This is a genomic window from Aeromonas sp. SER, assembly GCF_038739615.1.
In the GTDB taxonomy this organism is placed as follows: domain Bacteria; phylum Pseudomonadota; class Gammaproteobacteria; order Enterobacterales; family Aeromonadaceae; genus Aeromonas; species Aeromonas jandaei.
This window is the reverse complement of record NZ_JBCGFC010000007.1, coordinates 83,216-104,540: the sequence shown is the minus strand read 5'-3', so window position 1 is coordinate 104,540 and position 21,325 is coordinate 83,216. Positions and strand designations below refer to the sequence as shown.

Annotated in this window: 15 protein-coding genes; 12 read left to right on the top strand and 3 right to left on the bottom strand. The window is 61.0% G+C overall.

The window, feature by feature from the left end:
- Positions 1 to 121 precede the first annotated feature (121 nt).
- From dpaL to AAHA41_RS12315, 5 genes are all read left to right on the top strand, one after another.
- Positions 122 to 1,321 carry a diaminopropionate ammonia-lyase gene (gene dpaL / locus AAHA41_RS12335; protein WP_139396288.1) on the top strand — a complete coding sequence of 400 codons (1,200 nt, stop codon included), beginning with the start codon at positions 122 to 124 and terminating at the stop codon, positions 1,319 to 1,321.
- Between the two features lie 139 nt (positions 1,322 to 1,460).
- Complete coding sequence (locus tag AAHA41_RS12330; RefSeq protein WP_040070003.1) at positions 1,461 to 2,678, top strand: YgeY family selenium metabolism-linked hydrolase; 1,218 nt, start codon at positions 1,461 to 1,463, stop codon at positions 2,676 to 2,678.
- 105 nt (positions 2,679 to 2,783) lie between these two features.
- The gene (gene hydA / locus AAHA41_RS12325) at positions 2,784 to 4,208 is read left to right on the top strand and encodes a dihydropyrimidinase (protein WP_323069212.1); all 1,425 of its coding nucleotides are present in this window, start codon (positions 2,784 to 2,786) and stop codon (positions 4,206 to 4,208) included.
- A 95-nt stretch (positions 4,209 to 4,303) separates the two neighbouring features.
- On the top strand, positions 4,304 to 5,236 hold the full coding sequence (gene arcC, locus AAHA41_RS12320; RefSeq protein WP_323069118.1) for a carbamate kinase: 933 nt from the start codon (positions 4,304 to 4,306) through the stop codon (positions 5,234 to 5,236).
- Positions 5,237 to 5,407: 171 nt separating this feature from the next.
- Positions 5,408 to 6,331 (top strand): DMT family transporter, encoded by a 924-nt coding sequence (locus AAHA41_RS12315; protein WP_323092140.1) that lies wholly within the window; start codon positions 5,408 to 5,410, stop codon positions 6,329 to 6,331.
- A gap of 71 nt (positions 6,332 to 6,402) precedes the next feature.
- Here AAHA41_RS12315 and yqeB read toward each other — a convergent pair whose 3' ends face one another.
- Positions 6,403 to 7,995: a selenium-dependent molybdenum cofactor biosynthesis protein YqeB gene (yqeB, locus tag AAHA41_RS12310; protein WP_323069743.1), complete on the bottom strand. Its 1,593-nt coding sequence runs from the start codon at positions 7,993 to 7,995 to the stop codon at positions 6,403 to 6,405.
- A gap of 39 nt (positions 7,996 to 8,034) precedes the next feature.
- Entirely contained in the window at positions 8,035 to 8,871 is an 837-nt protein-coding gene (yqeC, locus tag AAHA41_RS12305) for a selenium cofactor biosynthesis protein YqeC (RefSeq protein ID WP_323069741.1), read from the bottom strand.
- Between yqeC and mocA the strand changes: the two genes are divergently transcribed.
- Positions 8,870 to 9,535: a molybdenum cofactor cytidylyltransferase gene (mocA, locus tag AAHA41_RS12300; RefSeq protein ID WP_323069739.1), complete on the top strand. Its 666-nt coding sequence runs from the start codon at positions 8,870 to 8,872 to the stop codon at positions 9,533 to 9,535. The two genes, yqeC and mocA, sit on opposite strands and share 2 nt — an antisense overlap.
- 108 nt (positions 9,536 to 9,643) lie before the next feature.
- Here mocA and AAHA41_RS12295 read toward each other — a convergent pair whose 3' ends face one another.
- A complete protein-coding gene (locus AAHA41_RS12295; RefSeq protein ID WP_159158880.1) occupies positions 9,644 to 9,871 on the bottom strand; it encodes a hypothetical protein in 228 nt (75 codons plus the stop codon).
- Positions 9,872 to 10,007: 136 nt separating this feature from the next.
- On the opposite strand from AAHA41_RS12295, the gene ygfK reads away from it, so the two are divergent.
- The 6 genes from ygfK (at position 10,008) to guaD (ending at position 21,219) form a co-directional block, all read left to right on the top strand.
- Positions 10,008 to 13,118, top strand: coding sequence for a putative selenate reductase subunit YgfK (gene ygfK / locus AAHA41_RS12290; RefSeq protein WP_323069736.1), 3,111 nt, complete (start codon positions 10,008 to 10,010; stop codon positions 13,116 to 13,118).
- A 30-nt stretch (positions 13,119 to 13,148) separates the two neighbouring features.
- Positions 13,149 to 14,477 (top strand): putative aminohydrolase SsnA, encoded by a 1,329-nt coding sequence (gene ssnA, locus AAHA41_RS12285; RefSeq protein ID WP_323069734.1) that lies wholly within the window; start codon positions 13,149 to 13,151, stop codon positions 14,475 to 14,477.
- A gap of 80 nt (positions 14,478 to 14,557) precedes the next feature.
- The gene (gene ygfM / locus AAHA41_RS12280) at positions 14,558 to 15,334 is read left to right on the top strand and encodes a molybdopterin-dependent oxidoreductase FAD-binding subunit (RefSeq protein WP_323069732.1); all 777 of its coding nucleotides are present in this window, start codon (positions 14,558 to 14,560) and stop codon (positions 15,332 to 15,334) included.
- A complete protein-coding gene (locus AAHA41_RS12275) occupies positions 15,331 to 18,210 on the top strand; it encodes a molybdopterin-dependent oxidoreductase Mo/Fe-S-binding subunit (protein ID WP_323069730.1) in 2,880 nt (959 codons plus the stop codon). Before ygfM ends, AAHA41_RS12275 begins: the two co-directional genes overlap by 4 nt.
- A gap of 121 nt (positions 18,211 to 18,331) precedes the next feature.
- Positions 18,332 to 19,864: a nucleobase:cation symporter-2 family protein gene (locus AAHA41_RS12270; protein WP_323069729.1), complete on the top strand. Its 1,533-nt coding sequence runs from the start codon at positions 18,332 to 18,334 to the stop codon at positions 19,862 to 19,864.
- Positions 19,865 to 19,902: 38 nt separating this feature from the next.
- On the top strand, positions 19,903 to 21,219 hold the full coding sequence (gene guaD, locus AAHA41_RS12265) for a guanine deaminase (RefSeq protein WP_201929790.1): 1,317 nt from the start codon (positions 19,903 to 19,905) through the stop codon (positions 21,217 to 21,219).
- The last annotated feature ends 106 nt before the right edge of the window (positions 21,220 to 21,325 follow it).

The following is a 21,325-nucleotide window of genomic DNA, read 5'->3' as shown; positions in this document are numbered from 1 at the left end:
GGGTAATCATTCCCCTGCCTGCTACAACAGCGGAATTGTCGTGAGTTTTCTCCCCGTGGTATCTGAATATCGGATTTCCCGGTGAGATGGCTCCCGACCCCATAATCTGGATGAGGTACGCATGTCCCAATTTTCTCTGAAGATGGATATTGCCGATAACCGTTTTTTTACCGGTGAACCATCTCCCCTGTTTTCTCGCGCCGAAGCACAAAAGGCCCGTGCCTTTCATAAGAAACTGGCCGGTTATGAACCGACTCCCCTGTGCGACCTGAAAGATCTGGCCGCCTATATCGGGGTAAAAAATATTCTGGTCAAGGATGAGTCAAAACGCTTTGGTCTCAATGCCTTCAAAATGCTGGGTGGCGTCTACGCCATTGCCAACCTGCTGTGTGAAAAATACGGGGTGGCCGTCGAGGATTTCTCCTTCGATCTCATCAAGCGCACCATCAAGGAGCCGATGACCTTCGCCACCACCACAGATGGCAACCACGGTCGTGGCGTCGCTTGGGCCGCCAAGCAGGTGGGTCAGCATGCGGTGGTCTACATGCCCAAGGGCTCTGCCCAGGAGCGGGTTGACCACATTCTCAATCTCGGCGCCGAGTGCATCGTCACCGACATGAACTACGACGACACCGTGCGCCTGACCATGAAGATGGCCGAAGAGCGCGGCTGGCACATAGTGCAGGACACAGCTTGGGAGGGTTACACCAAGATCCCGACCTGGATCATGCAGGGTTACTCCACTCTGGCCGACGAAGCGGTCGAGCAGATGCAGGATATGGGCATCAAGCAGCCCACTCACGTGCTGCTGCAGGCCGGGGTAGGGGCGCTGGCGGGCGGGGTGCTCGGTTATCTGGTGGACTGCTTCGGGGCGAAAAACTTGCACAGCATCGTGGTCGAGCCGGATCAGGCCGACTGCATCTACCGCTCCGGCGTGGCAGGGGAGATGGTCAACGTGGGGGGCGACATGCGCACCATCATGGCCGGTCTCGCCTGCGGCGAACCCAACCCGCTTGGCTGGCCGCTGCTCAGGGGCTGCACCACCCAGTTCATCTCCTGTCACGACAAGGTGTCGGCACTGGGCATGAGAGTGCTCGGCAACCCTCTTGGCAATGACCCTCGCATCATCTCCGGTGAATCCGGCTCGGTCGGTACCGGCGTGCTGGCGGCGGTGCGTCACCACCCGGATCGCGCGGCGCTGATGGCTCGCCTTGGGCTGGATAGCAACTCGGTCGTACTCATCATCAACACCGAAGGGGACACCGATGTTAAGCACTACCGGGAAGTGGTGTGGGAAGGCAAACATCCTGCCTGCGATTAACCCCGACTGTGACTAATCCCTGCGAGAGCAGAGACACGAATTGAAGAACTGATCGCGCCTCGCCAACGGGGCGCGGTAACGGGCACAGGGCGCTGCCGACGAACAGGCCGCGCACTCTCAGTTGTTATGGAGAATCACAATGAGCAAGCAAATTCCGTTTGAAATGGTGTTGGAGAAGGCCTACCAGTACAAGGCCGAGATGAGTCAGTTCCTGCGCGACATGATCGCCATCCCGAGCGAGAGCTGCGATGAAGAGCGTGTCGTGCTGCGCATCAAGCAGGAGATGGAGAAGGTTGGCTTTGACAAGGTCGAGATCGACCCCATGGGCAACGTGCTGGGCTATATCGGCCACGGCCCGCACCTGATCGCCATGGATGCCCACATCGATACCGTGGGCGTCGGCAACATGGCCAACTGGAAGTTCGACCCCTATGAGGGGATGGAAGATCACGAGATCATCGGTGGCCGCGGCGCATCTGACCAAGAAGGCGGCATGGCCTCCATGGTCTATGCGGGCAAGATCATCAAGGATTTGGGGCTGGAAGATCAGTACACCCTGTTGGTGACCGGTACCGTACAGGAGGAGGATTGCGATGGCCTCTGCTGGCAGTACATCATCGAGCAGAGCAAGATCCGCCCCGAGTTTGTGGTCAGTACCGAACCCACCGACTGCCAGATCTACCGTGGCCAGCGTGGCCGCATGGAGATCCGTATCGATGTGCAGGGGGTCAGCTGCCACGGCTCCGCACCGGAGCGCGGTGACAACGCCATCTTCAAGATGGGCCCCATCCTTGGCGAGCTGCAGGAGCTGAGCCACAACCTCGGCAATGATGACTTCCTCGGCAAGGGCACCCTGACCGTCTCCGAGATCTTCTTCACCTCCCCAAGCCGCTGCGCCGTGGCAGACAGCTGCGCCGTCTCCATCGACCGCCGCCTCACCTGGGGTGAAACCTGGCAAGGGGCGCTCGATGAGATCCGCGCCCTGCCTGCGGTGCAAGCTGCCGGTGCCGAGGTCTCCATGTACCAGTACGACCGTCCGGCCTACACCGGTCTGGTCTACCCGACCGAGTGCTACTTCCCGACCTGGAAGGTGGAGGAGGATCACATCACCGTCAAAACCCTCTCCAAGGCTTATCGCGAGCTGTTCAACAAGGAGCCGGTGGTAGACAAATGGACCTTCTCTACCAACGGGGTCTCCATCATGGGTCGCCACGGTATTCCGGTCATCGGTTTTGGCCCGGGTAAAGAGCCGGAGGCCCACGCCCCGAACGAGAAGACCTGGAAAGAGCATCTGGTCAAGTGCGCCGCCATGTACGCCGTGATCCCCATGCTCTATCTGGCCGAGCTGGACAAGTAAGGGGTCTGCCGGGTGGTGACTCTCATCACCGCCCGGCTGTTGCAAGTGCCCCGTCTCCATTGAGGCGGGGCTTTGCTGTTTGAAGTGATGTTCGAGGTGGTGGGGATGAAACGGCTGATCAAAAACGGTGTGCTGGTCGATGCACAGGGGGAATATCGTCAGGATCTGCTGATCAAGAACGGGGTGATCCGCGCGCGAGCCGCCGCTATCTCGCCCGATGGCGAGACCGACGTGATCGATGCCAGCGGCTGCTATGTGATGCCGGGCGGCATCGACGTCCATACCCACTTCAACATCGACGTGGGCATTGCCCGCAGTTGCGATGACTTTTTCAGCGGTACCCGTGCCGCCGCCTGTGGTGGCACCACCACCATCGTCGATCACATGGGATTTGGCCCGGCGGGGTGCAATCTGCATCACCAGCTGGCCCGCTATCACGACTATGCCGCCGATCAGGCGGTGATCGATTACAGCTTTCACGGCGTGATCCAGCATGTGGATGACGCCATCCTCCACGAGATGGCCGCCATGGTGCAGGAGGAGGGGATCAGCAGCTTCAAGCTCTATCTCACCTACCAGTACAAGTTGGGGGATCACGACGTGCTGCGCGCCCTGGCCCGCCTCAAGGAGGTGGGGGCGCTTGCCACCGTCCACCCCGAGAACGATGCCGCCATCGCGGCGCGCCGGGCTGCCCTATTGGCCGCAGGCCATCACGAGCCCTGGTATCACCCGCAAAGCCGCCCACTGGAGTGCGAAGCCGAGGCGGTGGCCCGGATGATCAATCTGGCGGGGCTCGCTGGCAATGCCCCGCTCTATATCGTCCACCTCTCCAATGGCTTGGGGCTGGAGTATCTGAAACTGGCGCGTCGTCAGGGCCAGCCGGTCTGGGTGGAGACCTGCCCGCAATATCTGCTGCTCGATGAGCAGTGTTATTACAAGGAGAACGGGGTCGACTATCTGCTGAGCCCGCCGCTGCGCTCGCGCCGCGAGCAGGACAAGCTGTGGGTCGGTATCGCTGCTGGTGACATCGATACGGTGGCGACCGATCACTGCAACTTCTCCCACGCCCAGCGCATGACCCTCTCGGGGGGCGATTTCAGCCGCTGCCCCAACGGCTTGCCCGGGGTCGAAAACCGGATGCTGCTGCTCTTTGCCCACGGGGTGCTGGGCGGGCGCATCTCGCCGTCCCGCTTTGTAGCTCTCACCAGCGCCAACCCGGCGCGCCTGTTTGGCCTCTGGCCGCGCAAGGGCAACCTGCAACCGGGGTCTGACGCCGATCTGGTGATCATGGATCCCCGCGGTGACACCCTGATTTCTCACCCACTGCTGCATGACAACGGCGACTACAGCCCCTACGAGGGGATGCGCTGCCCCGGCCGGATCAGAATGACCCTGAGCCGTGGCGAGATAGTCGCTCGCGATGGCGAGTTTCTGGGGCGGCGTGGTCATGGCCGTTTTTTGGCCAGAGCGCCCTTTGATCCGGCCTTGGCGCCGGATCTGCACTCGCCTTGCCCCGCGGCTGCAGGCTGACAATCCGTTCGAAACACGCAGAGCAGCAAGCTTATGTGAACAACGAAAGGTGGGCCGGTATCGCGCCGGCTTGTCCCATCACTGGAGATAACAAGATGAAACAGAGAATCGTACTGGCCCTTGGTGGCAATGCGCTGGGCAACAACCTGCCCGAGCAGATGAAGGCGGTGCAGAGCACGGCAGGCACCATTGCCGACCTGATCGCCCAGGGGCATGAAGTGGTGGTGACCCACGGCAACGGCCCGCAGGTAGGGATGATCCAGCAGGCGTTCGAGGTTGCGGCCCGCCATGACCCCAAGGCGCCCCATCTGCCCATGTCGGTCTGCGTGGCCCTGAGTCAGGGTTATATCGGTTATGACCTGCAAAACGCCCTGCGCGAGGCCTTGCTGGCGCGTGGTATTCACAAGCCGGTCGCTACACTGGTGACCCAGGTGGAGGTGGATAAAAACGATCCCGCCTTCCTTGATCCGAGCAAGCCCATCGGCGGTTTCTTCAGCAAGGAGGAGGCCGAGGCATTGATGGCCAGGGGCGAGCGGCTCAAAGAGGATGCCGGCCGTGGCTATCGCCGGGTGGTCGCATCTCCCAAACCGGTTGATATCATCGAGAAAGAGACCGTCTCAGCGATGCTGGCCGTCGGTCAGGTGGTGATCACCGTCGGGGGTGGCGGCATTCCGGTGCTGCGCGAGGGCAATCACCTGCGCGGCGCCAGTGCGGTGATCGACAAGGATTGGGCCAGTGCCAAGCTGGCGGAACTGATTGACGCCGACATGCTGATCATCCTTACCGCAGTAGAGAAGGTTGCCATCAACTTCGGCAAACCCGATGTGCAGTGGCTCGATCAGCTGAGCGTGGGAGATGCCCAGTGTTTTATCGAGCAGGGGCAGTTTGCCAAGGGATCCATGCTGCCCAAGGTGGAGGCGGCGCTCTCGTTCGCTACCTCTATGCCGGGGCGCAAATCCCTGATCACCTTGCTGGAGAAGGCCGCCGACGGCATTGCCGGCAAGACCGGAACCCTTATCTGCCGCTAGGCGTTCCAGCTCGGGTTGAGTGTGATTGCGGGGGCCGTCGGCCCCCTTGTTCATTTCGGGGCGACCATGGTCAGCGGAAGATGAGCGGCGTAAGATGGCCGCCTTCAAGCGCGGGCAAGACGTCGAGAGCTGATCCGGCGCAATGAGTGACAAGAGGTGAGTAACAAACAAATGAGTGGAAAGATCAATATGGCGGCACTGGGGGGGCTTGTTCTGCTCACCGCCATCTGGAGTTACAGCTGGATCGTGATGAAGCAGGTGATGCTCTACGCGGGGGCCTTCGAGTTCACCGCCCTGCGCTGCCTGTGCGGATCTCTGGTTCTGCTGCTGGTATTGGCCCTGCGCGGGCGCCGTTATCTCAAACCCACCCCGTTTCGCTATACCCTCGCCATCGCCCTGTTCCAGACCTGTGGCATGGTGGGGTTGGCCCAGTGGGCCCTGATCAGCGGCGGGGCGGGCAAGGTGGCTATTCTGAGCTACACCATGCCGTTCTGGGTGGTGATCTTCGCGGCGATCTTTCTCGGCGAGCGGATGCGCAAGCTCCACTATCTGGCGGTCGGGGTGGCGGCTTGCGGGCTGCTCTTGGTGATCGAGCCATGGCAGCTGCATCTGGATTCCATGAAGAGTGCGCTGCTGGGGATTGCTTCCGGCATCTGCTGGGGGATCAGCGCCATCATCGCCAAGCGGATGTATGCCCGCCACCCCGCGGTGGATCTGATGTCCCTCACCACCTGGCAGATGATCTACGCCACCATGGTGATGGCCGTGGTGGCGGCGCTGGTGCCGGAGCGACCCATCGACTGGCAGCCCTATGTGTTTGGTGCGCTCGCCTACAGCGCCATCTTCGCCACGGCGCTGGCCTGGAGCCTCTGGCTGTTTGTATTGAAAAAGCTGCCGGCCGGGATCGCCAGCCTCAGCACACTGGCAGTGCCGGTGAGCTGCGTGCTGCTCTCATGGTGGCTGCTTGGTGAAAATCCGGGGCCGGTGGAGGGGAGCGGCATCGCCCTTATCGTGCTGGCTCTTCTCGTCATCAGCCGCAAGGGCAAGCGCTCTGTGGTGTCGGTGGCGGGGGAGACTCGCATCAAGCACGGCTGAGTCGATTGTCGGCAACGAAATAAAAAGGGCCCGCCATGATGGCGGGCCCTTCTGGTTTTAAGAACACTCTCTTATCTGCGCTGGGCCAGATGCATCATGGCTTCCAGCACGGCGCCGCCGATGGCGCGTGCCTTGTCCGATACCGTAGTGGCATCGGCCCGCTCGCCTCTGGGGTCGATGTCACCGATCTTGAAGCCGACGGTCACCTCGATGCCATCGCTGAGCAATCCCCGTACCATGCCGGAGAGCGGCGCTATGATGGGGGCGTCTCCCACGTGGGCGATCACATCCCCCTCCTGCACCAGATCACCGAGCTTGATAATGCTCTTCATCACCCCGGCGACGGGGGCGCGCACCACCCGGCGGGCGGAGTGCCCCTCGATCACCCCGGGAATGCCGGTATTGGGCTGGGCAGGGCCCTGATAGATGACCCGGCCCAGATGGTGGCCGCGGTTGGTCTCGATGACCGCATCGCAGTCGCGCCCCGCCTCAAACCCCGGGCCAAGGGCCACCGTAATGGGGGCCATCTCCTTGTGGGTGCCGAGATTCTGCTTGGCGAGGATGGCATCCACCAGATAGCGGGGCTTGAGCTCGGCGAGGGTGGCACAGTCAGGGTCAACCAGTAGCGGAATGACGCCCCGATCCAGCTGCTCGAACGCCTGTTCGACGCTCTCGACCCGCTTGGCACGCACTCCCTCGACCCTTGTTTCGCCGTCGAACATCCCCTGAGCGAAGGCGACAGTGCGGCGGATCACCGTGGGCTTGTCGAGATCCAGCATCACCACCTTGAAACCGGCATTGTGCAGGCGCAGTGCCACCCCGGTGGCGATATCGCCGGAGCCACGCATCACCACCAGCTGATCCCGCTTGAGGCGCACATCGTCCTGCATCAGACCACCTGCTTTGCCGTTTTTCACTTGAAGTAGCTCGGCGAGGATGCTGATGGCGATCTCCTCGGGGGTTTCGGCTCCGATGTTGTAACCGATGGGGGCGTGCAGCTGCTGCAGTTGCTCCTGGCTCACCCCTTGCTGGCGCAGCGCCTGGGTGAAGGTCTGCACCTTGCGCTTGCTGGCGAGAAGCCCCAGATAGGCGAGGGGACGGCTGATGAGCCGATCCAGCGCCTCCTTGTCCTGATGGTTGGTGGCGATGATGACGAAGTTGGCGGGCTCGATGGCCAGTTTCTCGATCACCGCGCTGATGGTATCGGCCTGCACCAGATGGGTACCGGCGGGGAAGAGGTCAGGGTTGAGGCTCCCTTCGAAGCAATCCCCTACATGGACATCAAAGCCGAGCGGCGCCGCAGCATGGGCCACAGCCCGGTTGACGTGGCCGGCACCAATGAGTACCAGCCGTGGTCGCAGACCATAGACATCGATATAGACCGACATGGCACCACCGCAATCCGATCCGACCGCATGCTCACCGTTGCGTGCCATCCGGCCGTGGAAGATGCGCGGCTTGCGCTCGGCAATGGCGGCCATCGCTTCCTCGATCACCAGCCGCTCGATCATGCCGCCGCCGATGGTACCGAGGATCTGGCCATCGGCCATCACCAGCATCTGGGCCTGATGGCGCGGGGTGGAGCCCCGGCTCTCGATGATCTGGGCCATGGCAAACGGCGTGTTCTCCTGTTCCAGTTGGGCTGCGTGTGCAAACAGATTCATAAGGTACCTCTTTTCATCCTTAAAACGTCAGGGGCGAGGCTAAAGCGCCTCCCCGTGCGGAGCTGTGCAGATCAGGTGACGGATGGGGGGGGATTCGCGCACGGCCCCCTGCCAGATGGCGTGGATCTCGGGGTGGCGGCTCTGCAGCTTTATCAATTCCGCCAGCCACGACGCCTCATTTTGATAATCGCCATTGATAAACCAGATCCGGCGCGCCCCGGGCGGGGTGCCCTTGAACACCCCCTCGGGGTGGGAGAGCAGCCTGTCAAACAGTGCCCAGTCAAGTGGCTCACCCGCCGCAATCCCGCACAGGGCCTGCAATTCAGCCCAGCGGTGGATCTGCGCCGGTTCTGCATTGGCTCCCACCATGGCGCCGCCCAGCAGGGCGATCACCCAGTCACTCTGGTGTGGAATGCAAGGTTCGTGCAAAGCGGGCACTTTCAATAACTTGTGATGGGCGCCATCCGCTTCGACCAGGATGAGATCGAAACGCTGCTGTCCTTTGAGCAGGTCGATTTGGCGCAGATCCGGCCCTGCAACCTTGCCGGTGCGCTCGTCGAGATGGCTGAACAGGGCAACCAGGGTCGGGCCATCCGGCAGCGCCTGACAGCGGGTAAGTTGACGAACGGGATCCGTCTCGATAATCAATTCCCGATAGTGTGACGGGGCTGGCAGAAACATCCGGGTGGTGGTGGTAATTAGCACCCTTTTACCCTGCTTATAAAAATATTCCGCCAGCCAGAACAGGGTGCTGGTTTTTCCGCCGGCACCACAAAGGCTAATTAGCATGGTATGGTTGTCACTATTTTCAAGCAGTGGATTTAAAAGCGAACCAATATCTGGAAACGCGTGAATAACAGAGTGTGGCAAGAACATGGCAATGACCGAAATAAATTGCGAGGTGAATGAAAAGGTGCAGGCTCGGGGGCGTGAACAGTGTGACTGTATAATTACCGCAGCAGGTTTGTCATCCCGCATGGGGGCATGGAAAATGATGCTACCTTATGGCTCGGGGACAATTCTTGATGCAAGTCTCAAAAATGCCCTGGCCTTCTGTTCCCGGATTATTTTGGTCGTGGGCCATCGCGGGGCCGAGCTCGCTGCCTGTTATGGGAATCGCCCCGACATTCTCATCGTCCATAACCCTGACTATGAGTTGGGGCTGGGCAGTTCCATTCGCTGCGCTCTGGCGGCCAGCGATGCTGACTACCTCTTTATCAGCCACGGGGATCTGCCCTGTATCCCGCGCGAGGTCTATCAACAGTTGTGGCAGGCGCGCGGAGAGCTCGCCCTGTTCCCGAGCTTTGAGGGGGAGGCCGGCCACCCGGTGTTGCTGCCAAAATCCCTCGCAAGGGAGCTGGCTGCCGCGCCGGCACAGGGTTCGGTGCGCCGCTGGTTACTGCAACGCCCCCATCGCACCATACCGGTTGTGAGTCCTGCCATCCTCTTTGATATCGATACCCCCGAGCGCTATCAGGCGCTGATCCGCGGCGAACTGGAGCTGCGTTCTGCCGAAGCACTGGCACCTGAACAGGGCTGAGTCGTATCGTTGGGACCCACCTCCCTCTGCATACAATGGCAGCCAGAGGGGCGGTAACGCGAGTCATCTCGCAGCCTTTGGATAAACCGAAATAGCGACGACTGCCTTTTATATAGCAGTGACTTTTAAGCAAACCCCGGCCATATTGGCCGGGGCTGGCTTGCGATAATGCTGGATGATTTTCACCCTATCAAAGTGATATTTATCGCTGCCGATTTGATACTTTTCATTTTTCTCTGGCATTGCCTTGAATAAAATATCAAGTGAGTGAGAACCACTCTCATTAATCATAATGGCGACATGCCAAACCGCCTTCATTAATTCGAGCCATCTCACGCTTTTACCCTAAAAAATAGTTTTGCCGATGGAGTGGCCTGATAGTTGCTGCTCTCCTTGCCAAGGGGTAATGCCCGTGCGGGATACCCCATTTATTCATGCTGCCAATGCGCAGAACAGCTGCAAGGAGATAGCCATGGGCGATATTATGCGACCCGTTCCCTTCAAGAACCTTCTGACCCGTATTTTTGCGGAATATAAAGAGAGTCAGACTATTTTCGGTATTCCCGCCGCACAATTTTATCGCAAGCAGGACGAGCGCAAGATCAAGGTGTTCGGTGAAACCTGCGAGACTCCCATTGGCCCAGCAGCCGGCCCCCATACCCAATTGGCCCAGAACATCGTCACCTCCTGGCTGACCGGCGGGCGCTTTATCGAGCTCAAGACGGTGCAGATCCTGGACCGTCTCGAACTGGAAAAGCCCTGCATCGATGCCGAAGACGAGTGCTTCAACACCGAGTGGTCTACCGAGTTCACCCTGCCCAAGGCGTTTGACGAGTATCTGAAAGCCTGGTTTGCCCTCTACCTGCTGGAAGAGGTGTTCGATCCCCGCCTCGACGGAGAGGCCAAGTCATTCATCTTCAACATGAGCGTGGGTTACAACCTCGATGGCATCAAACAGCCACCGATGCAGCAGTTCATCCACAGCCTGATGGATGCCAGCAGCAGTCCGAAATTTGCCGAGTACCAGCAGGTGGTACGCGAGCTGGTTGCCGACGAGCAGTTTATCGCCGAGCTGGGACTGGGGGCGCGGCGCGATCGCCTGCAACAGCTGGTGGAGCGCATCCCGGCCAATCTGGTGCACGGCGTCACCCTCTCTACCATGCATGGCTGCCCGCCCAACGAGATCGAGGCCATCTGCCGCTACATGCTGGAAGAGAAGGGGCTCAACACCTTCGTCAAACTGAACCCGACCCTGCTGGGCTATCCGCGGGTGCGCGAGATCCTCGATACCTGCGGCTTTGATTACATTGGTCTGAGCGAAGAGTCGTTCGATCACGACCTCAAGCTGGATCAGGCCAAGGCGATGCTGACCCGCTTGATGGCGCTGGGCGCCGAGAAGGGGCTCACCTTCGGGGTCAAGCTCACCAACACTCTCGGCACCATCAACCGCAAAGGGGCGCTGCCGGGGGATGAGATGTATATGTCCGGCCGGGCGCTGTTCCCGCTCTCCATCAACGTGGCCGCCGTGCTGTCCCGCGCCTTCGATGGCAAGCTGCCCATCTCCTACTCCGGTGGTGCCAGCAAGTTCAATATCGCCGAGATCTTCGAGACCGGTATCCGTCCCATCACCATGGCCACCGATCTGCTCAAGCCGGGTGGCTACCTGCGCCAGATTGAGTGCCTCAAAGAGATCGACGCCTCTGACAGCTGGGGCATGAGTCAGGTAGATGTGGCCAAGCTGGAGGCGCTTGCCGCCAAGGCCCTCACCATGGATTACACCCAGAAGGAGTGGAAGTCCGAGGATCGCATCGAAGTGGGTGGCGGCCTGCCGCTGACCGATTGCTACGTGGCGCCCTGCGTCACTGCCTGCGCCGTGCATCAGGATATCCCCGAGTACATTCGTCTGATGGGCGAGGGAGAGTATGTGGCAGCCCTTGAGCTGATTTATCAGCGCAACGCCTTGCCTGCCATCACCAGCCATATCTGCGATCACCAGTGCCAGTACAACTGCACCCGTCTCGACTACGACAGCGCGCTCAATATCCGCGAACTGAAAAAAGTGGCGCTGGAGCGCGGCTGGGAAGGGTACAAGGCCCGCTGGCACAAACCGGCCGGCAGTGGTGACAAGCACCCGGTGGCGGTCATTGGCGCCGGTCCGGCCGGTCTCTCCGCCGGTTACTTCCTGGCCCGTGCCGGCCATCCGGTCACCGTGTTCGAGCGCGAAGCGGATGCCGGTGGCGTGGTCAAGCACATCATCCCCGAGTTCCGCATTCCGGCCGAGCTTATCCAGCACGATATCGACTTTGTTGCAGCCCACGGGGTCAAGTTCGAGTTTGGCTGCGATCCGGCGCTCACCGTCGACAAGCTGCACGCCCAGGGCTTTAGCTATGTCTTCGTCGGCATCGGCGCCGACAAGAATGGTGGCATGCGCCTTGAGGGGGGGCACGAGCGGATTTACAAATCCTTCCATTTCCTGCGCAGCTTCAATCAGGGCAAACCGCTGCCGCTGGGCCGTCATGTGGCGGTGATCGGTGCCGGCAACACCGCCATGGACTGCGCCCGCGCGGCTCTTAAAGTGCCGGGTGTCAGCGATGTCACCGTGATCTACCGTCGCAGCGAAAAAGAGATGCCCGCCTATCGCGAAGAGTATCTGGAAGCGGTGGAGGATGGGGTGCGTTTCTGCTTCCTCACCAATCCGGAGCGTTTTGAGAAAGATGGCAAGCTCACCGTGCGGATGATGGCGCTGGGGGATCCTGACGAGCAGGGCCGCCGCCGTCCGGTGCCCACCGAGCAGACCGAAGTGATGCAGATGGATGCCCTGATCACCGCCATCGGCGAGCAGCCTGACTGCGAGGTGCTCAAAGCGATGGGGATTCCCCTTGGCAGCGATGGCTGGCCCGAGGTGGATGGCCAGACCGGCGAAACCAGCCGTCGCAACGTCTTCCTCATCGGTGACGTGCAGAGTGGCCCGTCCTCCATCGTCGGTGCCATCGGTGGTGCCCGCCGCGCCGCGGATTTGGTGCTCTCTCGCGAGCATATCGCCAGCCAGCAGAGTGAAGTGACCATCCAGCCGTCGGGCAAAGACGAGATCTACCGCCGCAAGGGGAGCATCGCCGTCACCATGGTTGACAAGAGCGAGCGCGATGCCTTCGTGGCGCAAGAGGCGCACCGTTGCCTCGAGTGCAACTACCTCTGCAGTAAGTGCGTGGATGTCTGCCCCAACCGGGCCAACGTCGCCATCGCGGTGCCGGGCTTCAAGGATCAGTTCCAGACCCTGCACTTGGATGCCTACTGCAACGAATGTGGCAACTGCGCCCAGTTCTGCCCGTGGCAGGGCAAGCCCTATCAGGACAAGGTCACCATCTTCAGCCTGCCTGAGGACTTCGACAACAGCCGCAACCCCGGTTTCTATCTGGCTGACGGTGGCGAACTGCGGGTGCGTCAGGATGGCGAGACCTATCGCCTGACCATAGATGCCCAGAGCCGGATCAAGGACGCGCCAGCGGCCCTTGGCGACATGTGCCGGATCATCAGCCATGTCCATGCTCATCACCACTACCTGCTGGGGGCCGTCGAGGCCTGAGCGAACCACGAATAAGCGAAGGAGCAAACCATGTTTATTCTGAAGAACGTCACCGCTGTCCAGCTGGAGCCGACCCGGGTGCTGGAAGGGGTGGACATCGCCATCGAAGGATCGCTTATCAAAGCGATGGGGCCCAATCTGCGGGCCCTCTACCCGGAGGCCAACTATCGGGAGATGGGGGGCAAACTGGTGATGCCGGGCATCGTCTGTGCCCACAACCACTTCTACTCCGGCCTGTCGCGGGGGATCATGGCCAATATCGCCCCCTGCCCGGATTTTATCTCCACCCTGAAAAACCTCTGGTGGCGGCTGGATCGGGCGCTCGATGAAGAGTCCCTCTACTACAGCGGTCTCATCTGCTCGCTGGAAGCGATCAAGAGCGGCTGCAGCGCGGTGATCGACCACCACGCTTCGCCCAACTTCATCAAGGGCTCCCTGAATGTGTTGCGCAAAGGGTTTATGGAGGCGGGTCTACGCGGCATGACCTGCTTCGAGACCACGGATCGCAATGGCGGCCTTGCCGAGCTGCAGGCCGGGGTGGAGGAGAACATCCTGTTCGCCCAACAGATCGATGCGGCCAAAGCCAAGGGGAGCGAACCCTATCTGGTGGAGGCTCATATCGGTGCCCACGCCCCCTTCACTGTGCCCGACGAGGGGCTGGCCATGCTGCGCGAAGCGGTGCAGGTCACCGGTCGCGGGTTGCATATCCATGTGGCGGAAGACCGCTACGACATGGCTCACGGTCACCACCACTATGGCAAGGAACCCATCGCCCGGCTGGACGAGTTTGGCCTTATCGACAGCAAGACCCTGATCGCCCACGGCATCTACCTGAGCCCGGCTGACATCGAGCTGCTCAACAGCCGCGATGCCTTCCTAGTGCACAACGCCCGTTCCAACATGAACAACCATGTGGGCTACAACATGCACCTGCCGGAGTATCGCAATCTGGCGCTCGGTACCGATGGTATCGGCTCCGACATGCTCGAAGAGCTCAAGTTTGCCTACTTCAAGCACAAGGATGCCGGCGGCGCGCTCTGGCCCGACAGCTTTGCCCGCTTCCTCTGGAACGGCAACACCCTGCTGGAGCGCAACTTCGACGCCAAATTTGGCCGCCTGGAGCCGGGATACAAGGCCGACCTCACCATTTGTGACTACGCCGCACCGACCCCGCTGGCGCCGCGCAACCTCGGCGGCCATCTCGCCTTTGGCATGGGCTGTGCCAGCGTTAACAGCGTGATGGTCGAGGGTCGCATGGTCTATCAGGACCGCGAGTTCGCCTTTGACGTCGAACCCATTTATCAGCAGGCCAGCAAGGTGGCGAGCCGCCTGTGGCAACGGATGGATCAGCTGGCCTAGGGCCACCCTCCAGAGTTTTGGACCGGATTGCCCGCCCTGTGGATCTCCCCGGCGGCGGGCTGCAAGAGTAAGGACGACACATGATTGAGCAATTCTTCCGACCCGAACAACTGGGTCAGGCTTTGGAACTCAAGGCCCGCTTTGGCAGCGACGCCGTCTACATGGGGGGCGGCAGCAAGCTCAACGCAGCCCCGACCCGCACCGACAAGAAGGTCGCCATCTCGCTGGACAAGCTCGGACTTGGCCAGATTGAGCAGCAGCACGGTCAACTCCACATCGGCGCCACCATCACCCTGCAAGCCCTCAAAGATGACCCCCGTACCCCGGCCGCCCTGTGCGAGGCGCTGGGGTTTGTCTACTCCCGCCATCTGCGCAATCAGGCCACCATTGGCGGCGAAATTGCCTGCCAGCAGCAGGACTCCCCGCTGTTGCCGGTACTGCTGGTACTCGAAGCCGTGGTGGTGCTGGAGAACAATCAGTTGCAACCCATCGATGCCTATCTGGCGGGCCAGCGCAAGGAGCTGGTGCTGGGGGTTGTGCTGCCGGAGCCCGCGCTGCGCTGCGCCACTCGCCGCATCAGCCGCAACGCCGACGGTCTGGCGGTAATGACCGCCGCCGTGGCCCTTGATGCCCTTGGCGAGATGCGGGTCGCCGTTGCTGGCGTTACGCCGCAGCCGATGCGCCTGCGTGATGTGGAGCGCCGCGATCTGCACGATGCCGCGCTGGAGGCGGCCGTGAGCGAGCTGGTTGCACCGCGCGAGGATCTCGGTGGCAGCGTGACCTACAAGCGCTATATCAGCGGGGTAGTGGTGGCGGATCTGCTGGTCGAGTGCCAGCAGCAGGAGGTACAGGCATGATGGAACTCAACTTCACACTGAACGGTGCCCTGCGCACTGTCATCACCCCGGCTGGCGAGAATGCCCAGCGTGTGCTGTTCAACCAGTGCCGGATGCACTCAGTGCGCAACAGCGACGACGGCTTTGGCTTTGCCGGCTCCGACGCCATTCTCTTCAACGGCAAGGTGATCAACGCCTCCCTGCTGATCGCTGCACAACTGGATGGATCAGAGGTGCGCACCGCCGAGTCCCTCGGCAGCTGGAACCAGCTCAGTCTGGTGCAGCAGGCGATGGTGGACGTGGGCGTGGTGCAGTCCGGCTACAACGATCCGGCTGCGGCGCTCATCGTCACAGACCTGCTTGATCGCCATCCCAAACCGACCCGTGATCAAATCGATGACGCGCTCTCGGGCCTCTTTCACCGGGACGGCGGCTACCAGCAGTTCTATCAGGCCATCGAGCTTGCCAGTTCACGGATGAAGGATCCCGATTATCTGTGCCAGATTGCCCCCGAGTTTTGTGACGACCTGCGCCACATCGGCAAGAGCTGCCCGAAAGTGGACGCAGCCAAGATGGTACAGGCCAAACCCTGCTACGTGGAGGATCGGGTCACCGAGGATGCGCTGGTCATCAAGATGCTGCGCAGCCCCCATCCCCATGCGGTGATCACCAAACTCGACGTGAGCCGCGCCGAAGCCATGCCGGGGGTGGTGCATGTCATCACTCACCTCAATTGCCCGGATATCTACTACACCCCGGGTGGCCAGAGTGCCCCCGAGCCGTCACCGCTGGATCGCCGCATGTTTGGCCGCAAGCTGCGCCACGTAGGTGACCGGGTGGCCGCCGTGGTGGCCGAGAGCGAAGCCATCGCATTGGCTGCGCTCAAGCTCATCGAGGTCGAGTATCAGGTGTTGCCGGCGGTCATGAGCATTGACGAGGCGATGGCCCCCAATGCGCCGCTGGTCCACGACGAGCCCATCGTCTACATGGCCGGGGCGCCGGCGGATCTCGAGCAGCAGAACGCCTGCTCGGTGCGTCGCGGTGACGAGCACATGATCATCAACTTCCCCATCGGTTCCCGTCCGCACGAGAACCTAGCCGCCAGCGTCCATGGCCAGATCGGCGATGTGGCCAAAGGCTTTGCCGAGGCGGACGAGATTGTCGAGCGCACCTACGAATCGACCCAGGCCCAGCAGTGCCCGACTGAGCCGCACATCTGCTTCACCTACATGGATGGCGATCGTCTGGTCATTCACGCCTCCACCCAGGTGCCCTGGCACGTGCGTCGTCAGGTGGCGCGCATCGTCGGCATGAAGCAGCACCAGGTGCATGTGATCAAGGAGCGGGTAGGGGGCGGCTTTGGCTCCAAGCAGGATATCCTGCTGGAAGAGGTGTGCGCCTGGGCGACCAAGGTCACAGGCCGTCCGGTCACCTTCCGCTACACCCGTGAAGAGGAGTTCATCAGCAACACCTCGCGCCATGTGGCCAAGGTGAAGGTGAAAGTGGGGGCCAAGAAAGATGGCACTATCACCGCCATCGAGATGGATTTTCGTGCCAACACCGGCCCTTACGGCAACCACTCATTGACGGTGCCGAGTAATGGCCCGGCGCTCTCCCTGCCGCTCTATCCGTGCGACAACGTGCGCTTTACCGTCAACACCTACTACAGCAACATCTGCCCGACCGGTGCCTATCAGGGCTACGGCGCGCCCAAGGGCAACTTCGCGCTGACCATGGCCATTGCCGAACTTGCCGAGAAACTGGGCATCGATCAGCTCGACATGGTGGAGCACAACCGGGTGCATGAAGGAGACATCCTCAAGGTGCTGGGTGCCATCGGCGAGGGCAAGATGCCTACCTCGGTGCCCCACGCGGCCAGCTGCGCCCTCGAACCCATCCTCAAGCAGGGTCGCGAACTGATCGCGTGGGATAGCCCCAAACCCGCCGATGGAGATTGGCGCATCGGCCGTGGCGTCGCCATCATCATGCAGAAATCGGGGATCCCGGATATCGATCAGGCCAACTGCATGGTCAAGCTGGAGTCTGACGGCACCTTTATCGTCCACTCCGGTGGCGCCGATATCGGCACCGGCCTCGATACCGTGGTGGCCAAGCTGACCGCTGAAGTGCTGCATTGCCCGCTCGGGGATGTGCATGTCATCTCCGGCGACACCGACCACGCCCTGTTCGACAAGGGGGCTTACGCCTCATCAGGTACCTGCTTCTCCGGCAACGCGGCCAAGAAGGCGGCCGAGAACCTCAAGGAGAAGATCCTGTTCCATGGTGCTGCCATGCTGGGCGAGCCGGTAGCCGATGTTGAGCTGGCGTTCCCGGGCGTGGTGCGCGGCAAGCTGGGGGAGGTGACCCTCGCCAAGCTGGCCCACAAGGCCGAGACCGGTACCGGCTTCGGTATCCTCGTGGGCACCGCCAGCTACATCACCTCTGAGCTTGCCTTCCCGTACGGGGCCAACTTCGCCGAGGTGGCGGTCAACGTCAGAACCGGCGAGATCCGGCTCGACAAGTTCTACGCCCTGCTCGACTGCGGCACCCCCATCAACCCGGAGCTGGCGCTCGGCCAGATCTACGGGGCGACTATGCGGGCTATCGGTCACTCCCTGACCGAGGAGATCTGCTATGACGGCAAGGGCATTCCGCTCACCCGGGATCTGAAGAGCTATGGCGCGCCCAAGATTGGCGATATTCCGCGCGACTTCCGGGCCTTCCTGGTACCGAGTGACGACAAGGTCGGCCCTTACGGCGCCAAGTCCATCTCGGAGATCGGGGTCAACGGCGCGGCGCCCGCCATCGCCACCGCCATCCATGACGCCTGTGGTGTCTGGCTGCGCAAGTGGCACTTCACGCCGGAGCAGATCCTGCGCGAACTGGGCAAGCTGTAGTCATAAAACGGCAGAGACCGGCAGGCGGAGCAGACTCCGCCTGCCGGATAAACCCGGGTCACTGTGGGGTGTGATGCGCCGGGGTTATTGGATCGTGTTCGATACACCGGAGTAATGAAGGATGTCTGAGAAATCGCGCAAGGACTCTGACCTGATCTACGCCTTGGAAGATCAGCCCCCCTTTGGCCAATCCCTGGTCGGGGCGGTGACCCATCTGCTGGCCATTCTGGTTCCCATGGTCGCACCTGCCCTTATCGTGGGGGCGGCCCTTAATCTCTCGCAAGAGATCACCACTTATCTGGTGTCGATGTCGATGATTGCATCGGGCATCGGTACCTGGTTGCAAGTCAACCGTTATGGCCCCATCGGTTCGGGCCTCCTCTCCATTCAGTCGGTCAACTTCTCGTTCGTCACCGTGATGATCTCGATCGGGACCGCCATGGGCAAAGAGGGGATCGATGAAGCCCAGATCATCTCCTCCCTGATGGGGATCTCCTTTGTCGGGGCGTTTCTGGTGATGGGGGCATCGTTCGTGCTGCCCTATCTGACCCGGGTGATCACCCCGACCGTGAGCGGCATTGTGGTGCTGATGATTGGCCTGTGCCTCATCAAGGTCGGCATTATCGACTTTGCCGGTGGCATGGCGGCCAAGAGCAGCGGCACCTTCGGCAACTATGAAAACATCGGCGTCGGCCTGCTGGTGCTGGCGGTGGTGATCGGGTTCAACTGCTGCAAGAGCCCCCTGCTGCGGATGGGGGGAATCGCCATCGGCCTGCTGGTGGGGTATATCGCCTCCATCATGCTCGGGATGGTGGACTTCTCCGTGTTGCAGGGGTTGCCGGTGGTGACAGTCCCCATGCTGTTCAAATATGGTTTCTCTTTTGATTTCGGCGCCTTCCTGGTGGCTGGCACCATCTATCTGCTGAGCGTACTGGAGGCGGTCGGGGCTCTGACTGCCACCGCCATCGTCTCCCATCGTCCGGTGGAGGGGGAGGAGTATACCCGCCGCCTCTCCGGTGGTGTGCTGGCAGATGGGCTGGTATCGGTCATTGCCTCGGCGCTAGGCTCACTGCCCTTGACCACCTTCTCCCAGAATAACGGGGTGATCCAGATGACCGGGGTAGCGTCGCGCCATGTGGGCAAGTTCATCGCCATGATCCTGGTGATCATGGGGCTCTTCCCGATTGTTGGCCGCTTCTTTACCACTATCCCGTCCCCGGTATTGGGCGGGGCCATGACCCTGATGTTCTCCATGATCGCCATCGCCGGTTGCCGGATCATCCTGACTCACGGCATGGATCGACGGGAGACCCTGATCGTCGCCACCTCGCTGGGGCTGGGGCTCGGTGTCTCCTACGACCCGAGCGTATTCAGAGTCTTGCCCGATGCCATTTATGTGCTGGTGGAAAACCCCATCTGCGCCGGTGGTATCACTGCCATCATCATGAATCTGGTATTGCCCCAGAGCCGTACCCGCAAAGCGAAGGCTGCTGCCAAAGCGCTCAAGACCGCCGATGCGGTAGAGGTGATCCAGCTGAGCGACAAACCGGATGTGACTTTCACCGCCCGTCCTGTCAGCACTGCGAACCGCCGTGATGAAGAGGCTCTGGCCGATGCCAAACCGGTCGCCGTCGTTCAGGTCGAACGGGTTTGATGGTCACAACAGAACAATAATAAGTAGGGGAACGAGGTATGAAATACGACAACTCCGTCAAAGCCGTGCGCGGCAGCTTCTTCGACATCACCCGGGTGGTGGATCAGCCCGAGGAGATTGAGTCCAACGCTCGTCTTATCGAGGATGGTCTGCTGATCATTCGCAACGGCTGCATCGACTGGTTCGGTGAGTGGGAGGAGGGGAAAGATCGCATTCCGGCCGAGGTGCGGGTGCGCGATTACCGCGGCAAGATGATAGTGCCTGGCTTTGTCGACACCCACATTCACTATCCCCAGAGCGAGATGGTGGGGGCCTATGGCGAGCAACTGCTGGAGTGGCTCAACCGCCACACCTTCCCGGCCGAGCGGCGTTACAACGATCTCGAGTATGCCCGCGAGATGTCCACCTTCTTTATCAAGCAGTTGCTGCGTAACGGCACTACCACGGCGCTGGTGTTTGGCACCGTTCACCCCGAGTCGGTGGATGCTTTGTTCGAGGCGGCCAGTCGCATCAACATGCGGATGATCGCGGGCAAGGTGATGATGGATCGCAACGCGCCCGACTATCTGCTCGATACCGCCGAGAGCAGCTATGTGCAAAGCAAGCAGCTTATTGAGCGCTGGCATGGTAACGGTCGACTTTTATATGCCATCACACCACGATTTGCACCCACGTCGACATCCGAGCAGCTGACGATGGCGCGGCGGCTGCGCGAAGAGTTTCCCACCACCTATCTGCACACCCATTTATGCGAGAACAAGGATGAGATCGCCTGGGTAAAATCTCTCTTCCCGGCACACAAGGGTTATCTCGACGTCTATCACCAGCATGGGCTGACCGGCCACAACTGCGTGTTTGCCCACTGTGTCCATCTGGAAGAGCAGGAGTGGGATTGTCTGAAAGAGACCAATTCCACCATCGCGTTTTGTCCCACCTCCAACCTCTATCTCGGCAGCGGCCTGTTCAAGTTGCACAAGGCGTGGCGCAAGCAGGTGAAAGTGGGGATGGGCACCGACATCGGCGCCGGTACCACCTTCAACATGCTGCAGACCCTCAACGAGGCCTACAAGGTGATGCAGTTGCAGGGCGAGCGCCTCTCGGCCTATCAGGCCTTCTATCTGGCGACCCTGGGCGGTGCCCATTCGCTCGGGCTTGATGAGAAGATCGGCAGCTTTGCGGTAGGCAAGGAGGCGGATTTCGTGGTGCTCGACCCGGTCGCCACCCCGCTGCAACAGCTGCGCTACGACAACTCCACCACCTTGCGCGACAAGCTCTTTGTGCTGCTGACGTTGGGTGATGACAGAGCCATTTACCGTACCTATGTGGATGGTCAACTGGTCCACGAACGGGGTTAGGGAGAATAAACCGGGCAGGGCAGCAAGATCGCCGCTCTGCCACGAATACGGAGGCTGGCGTGCCCGCTCGGGACGCCAGCGCCGCGATACATCAGGGCGCCCCCCT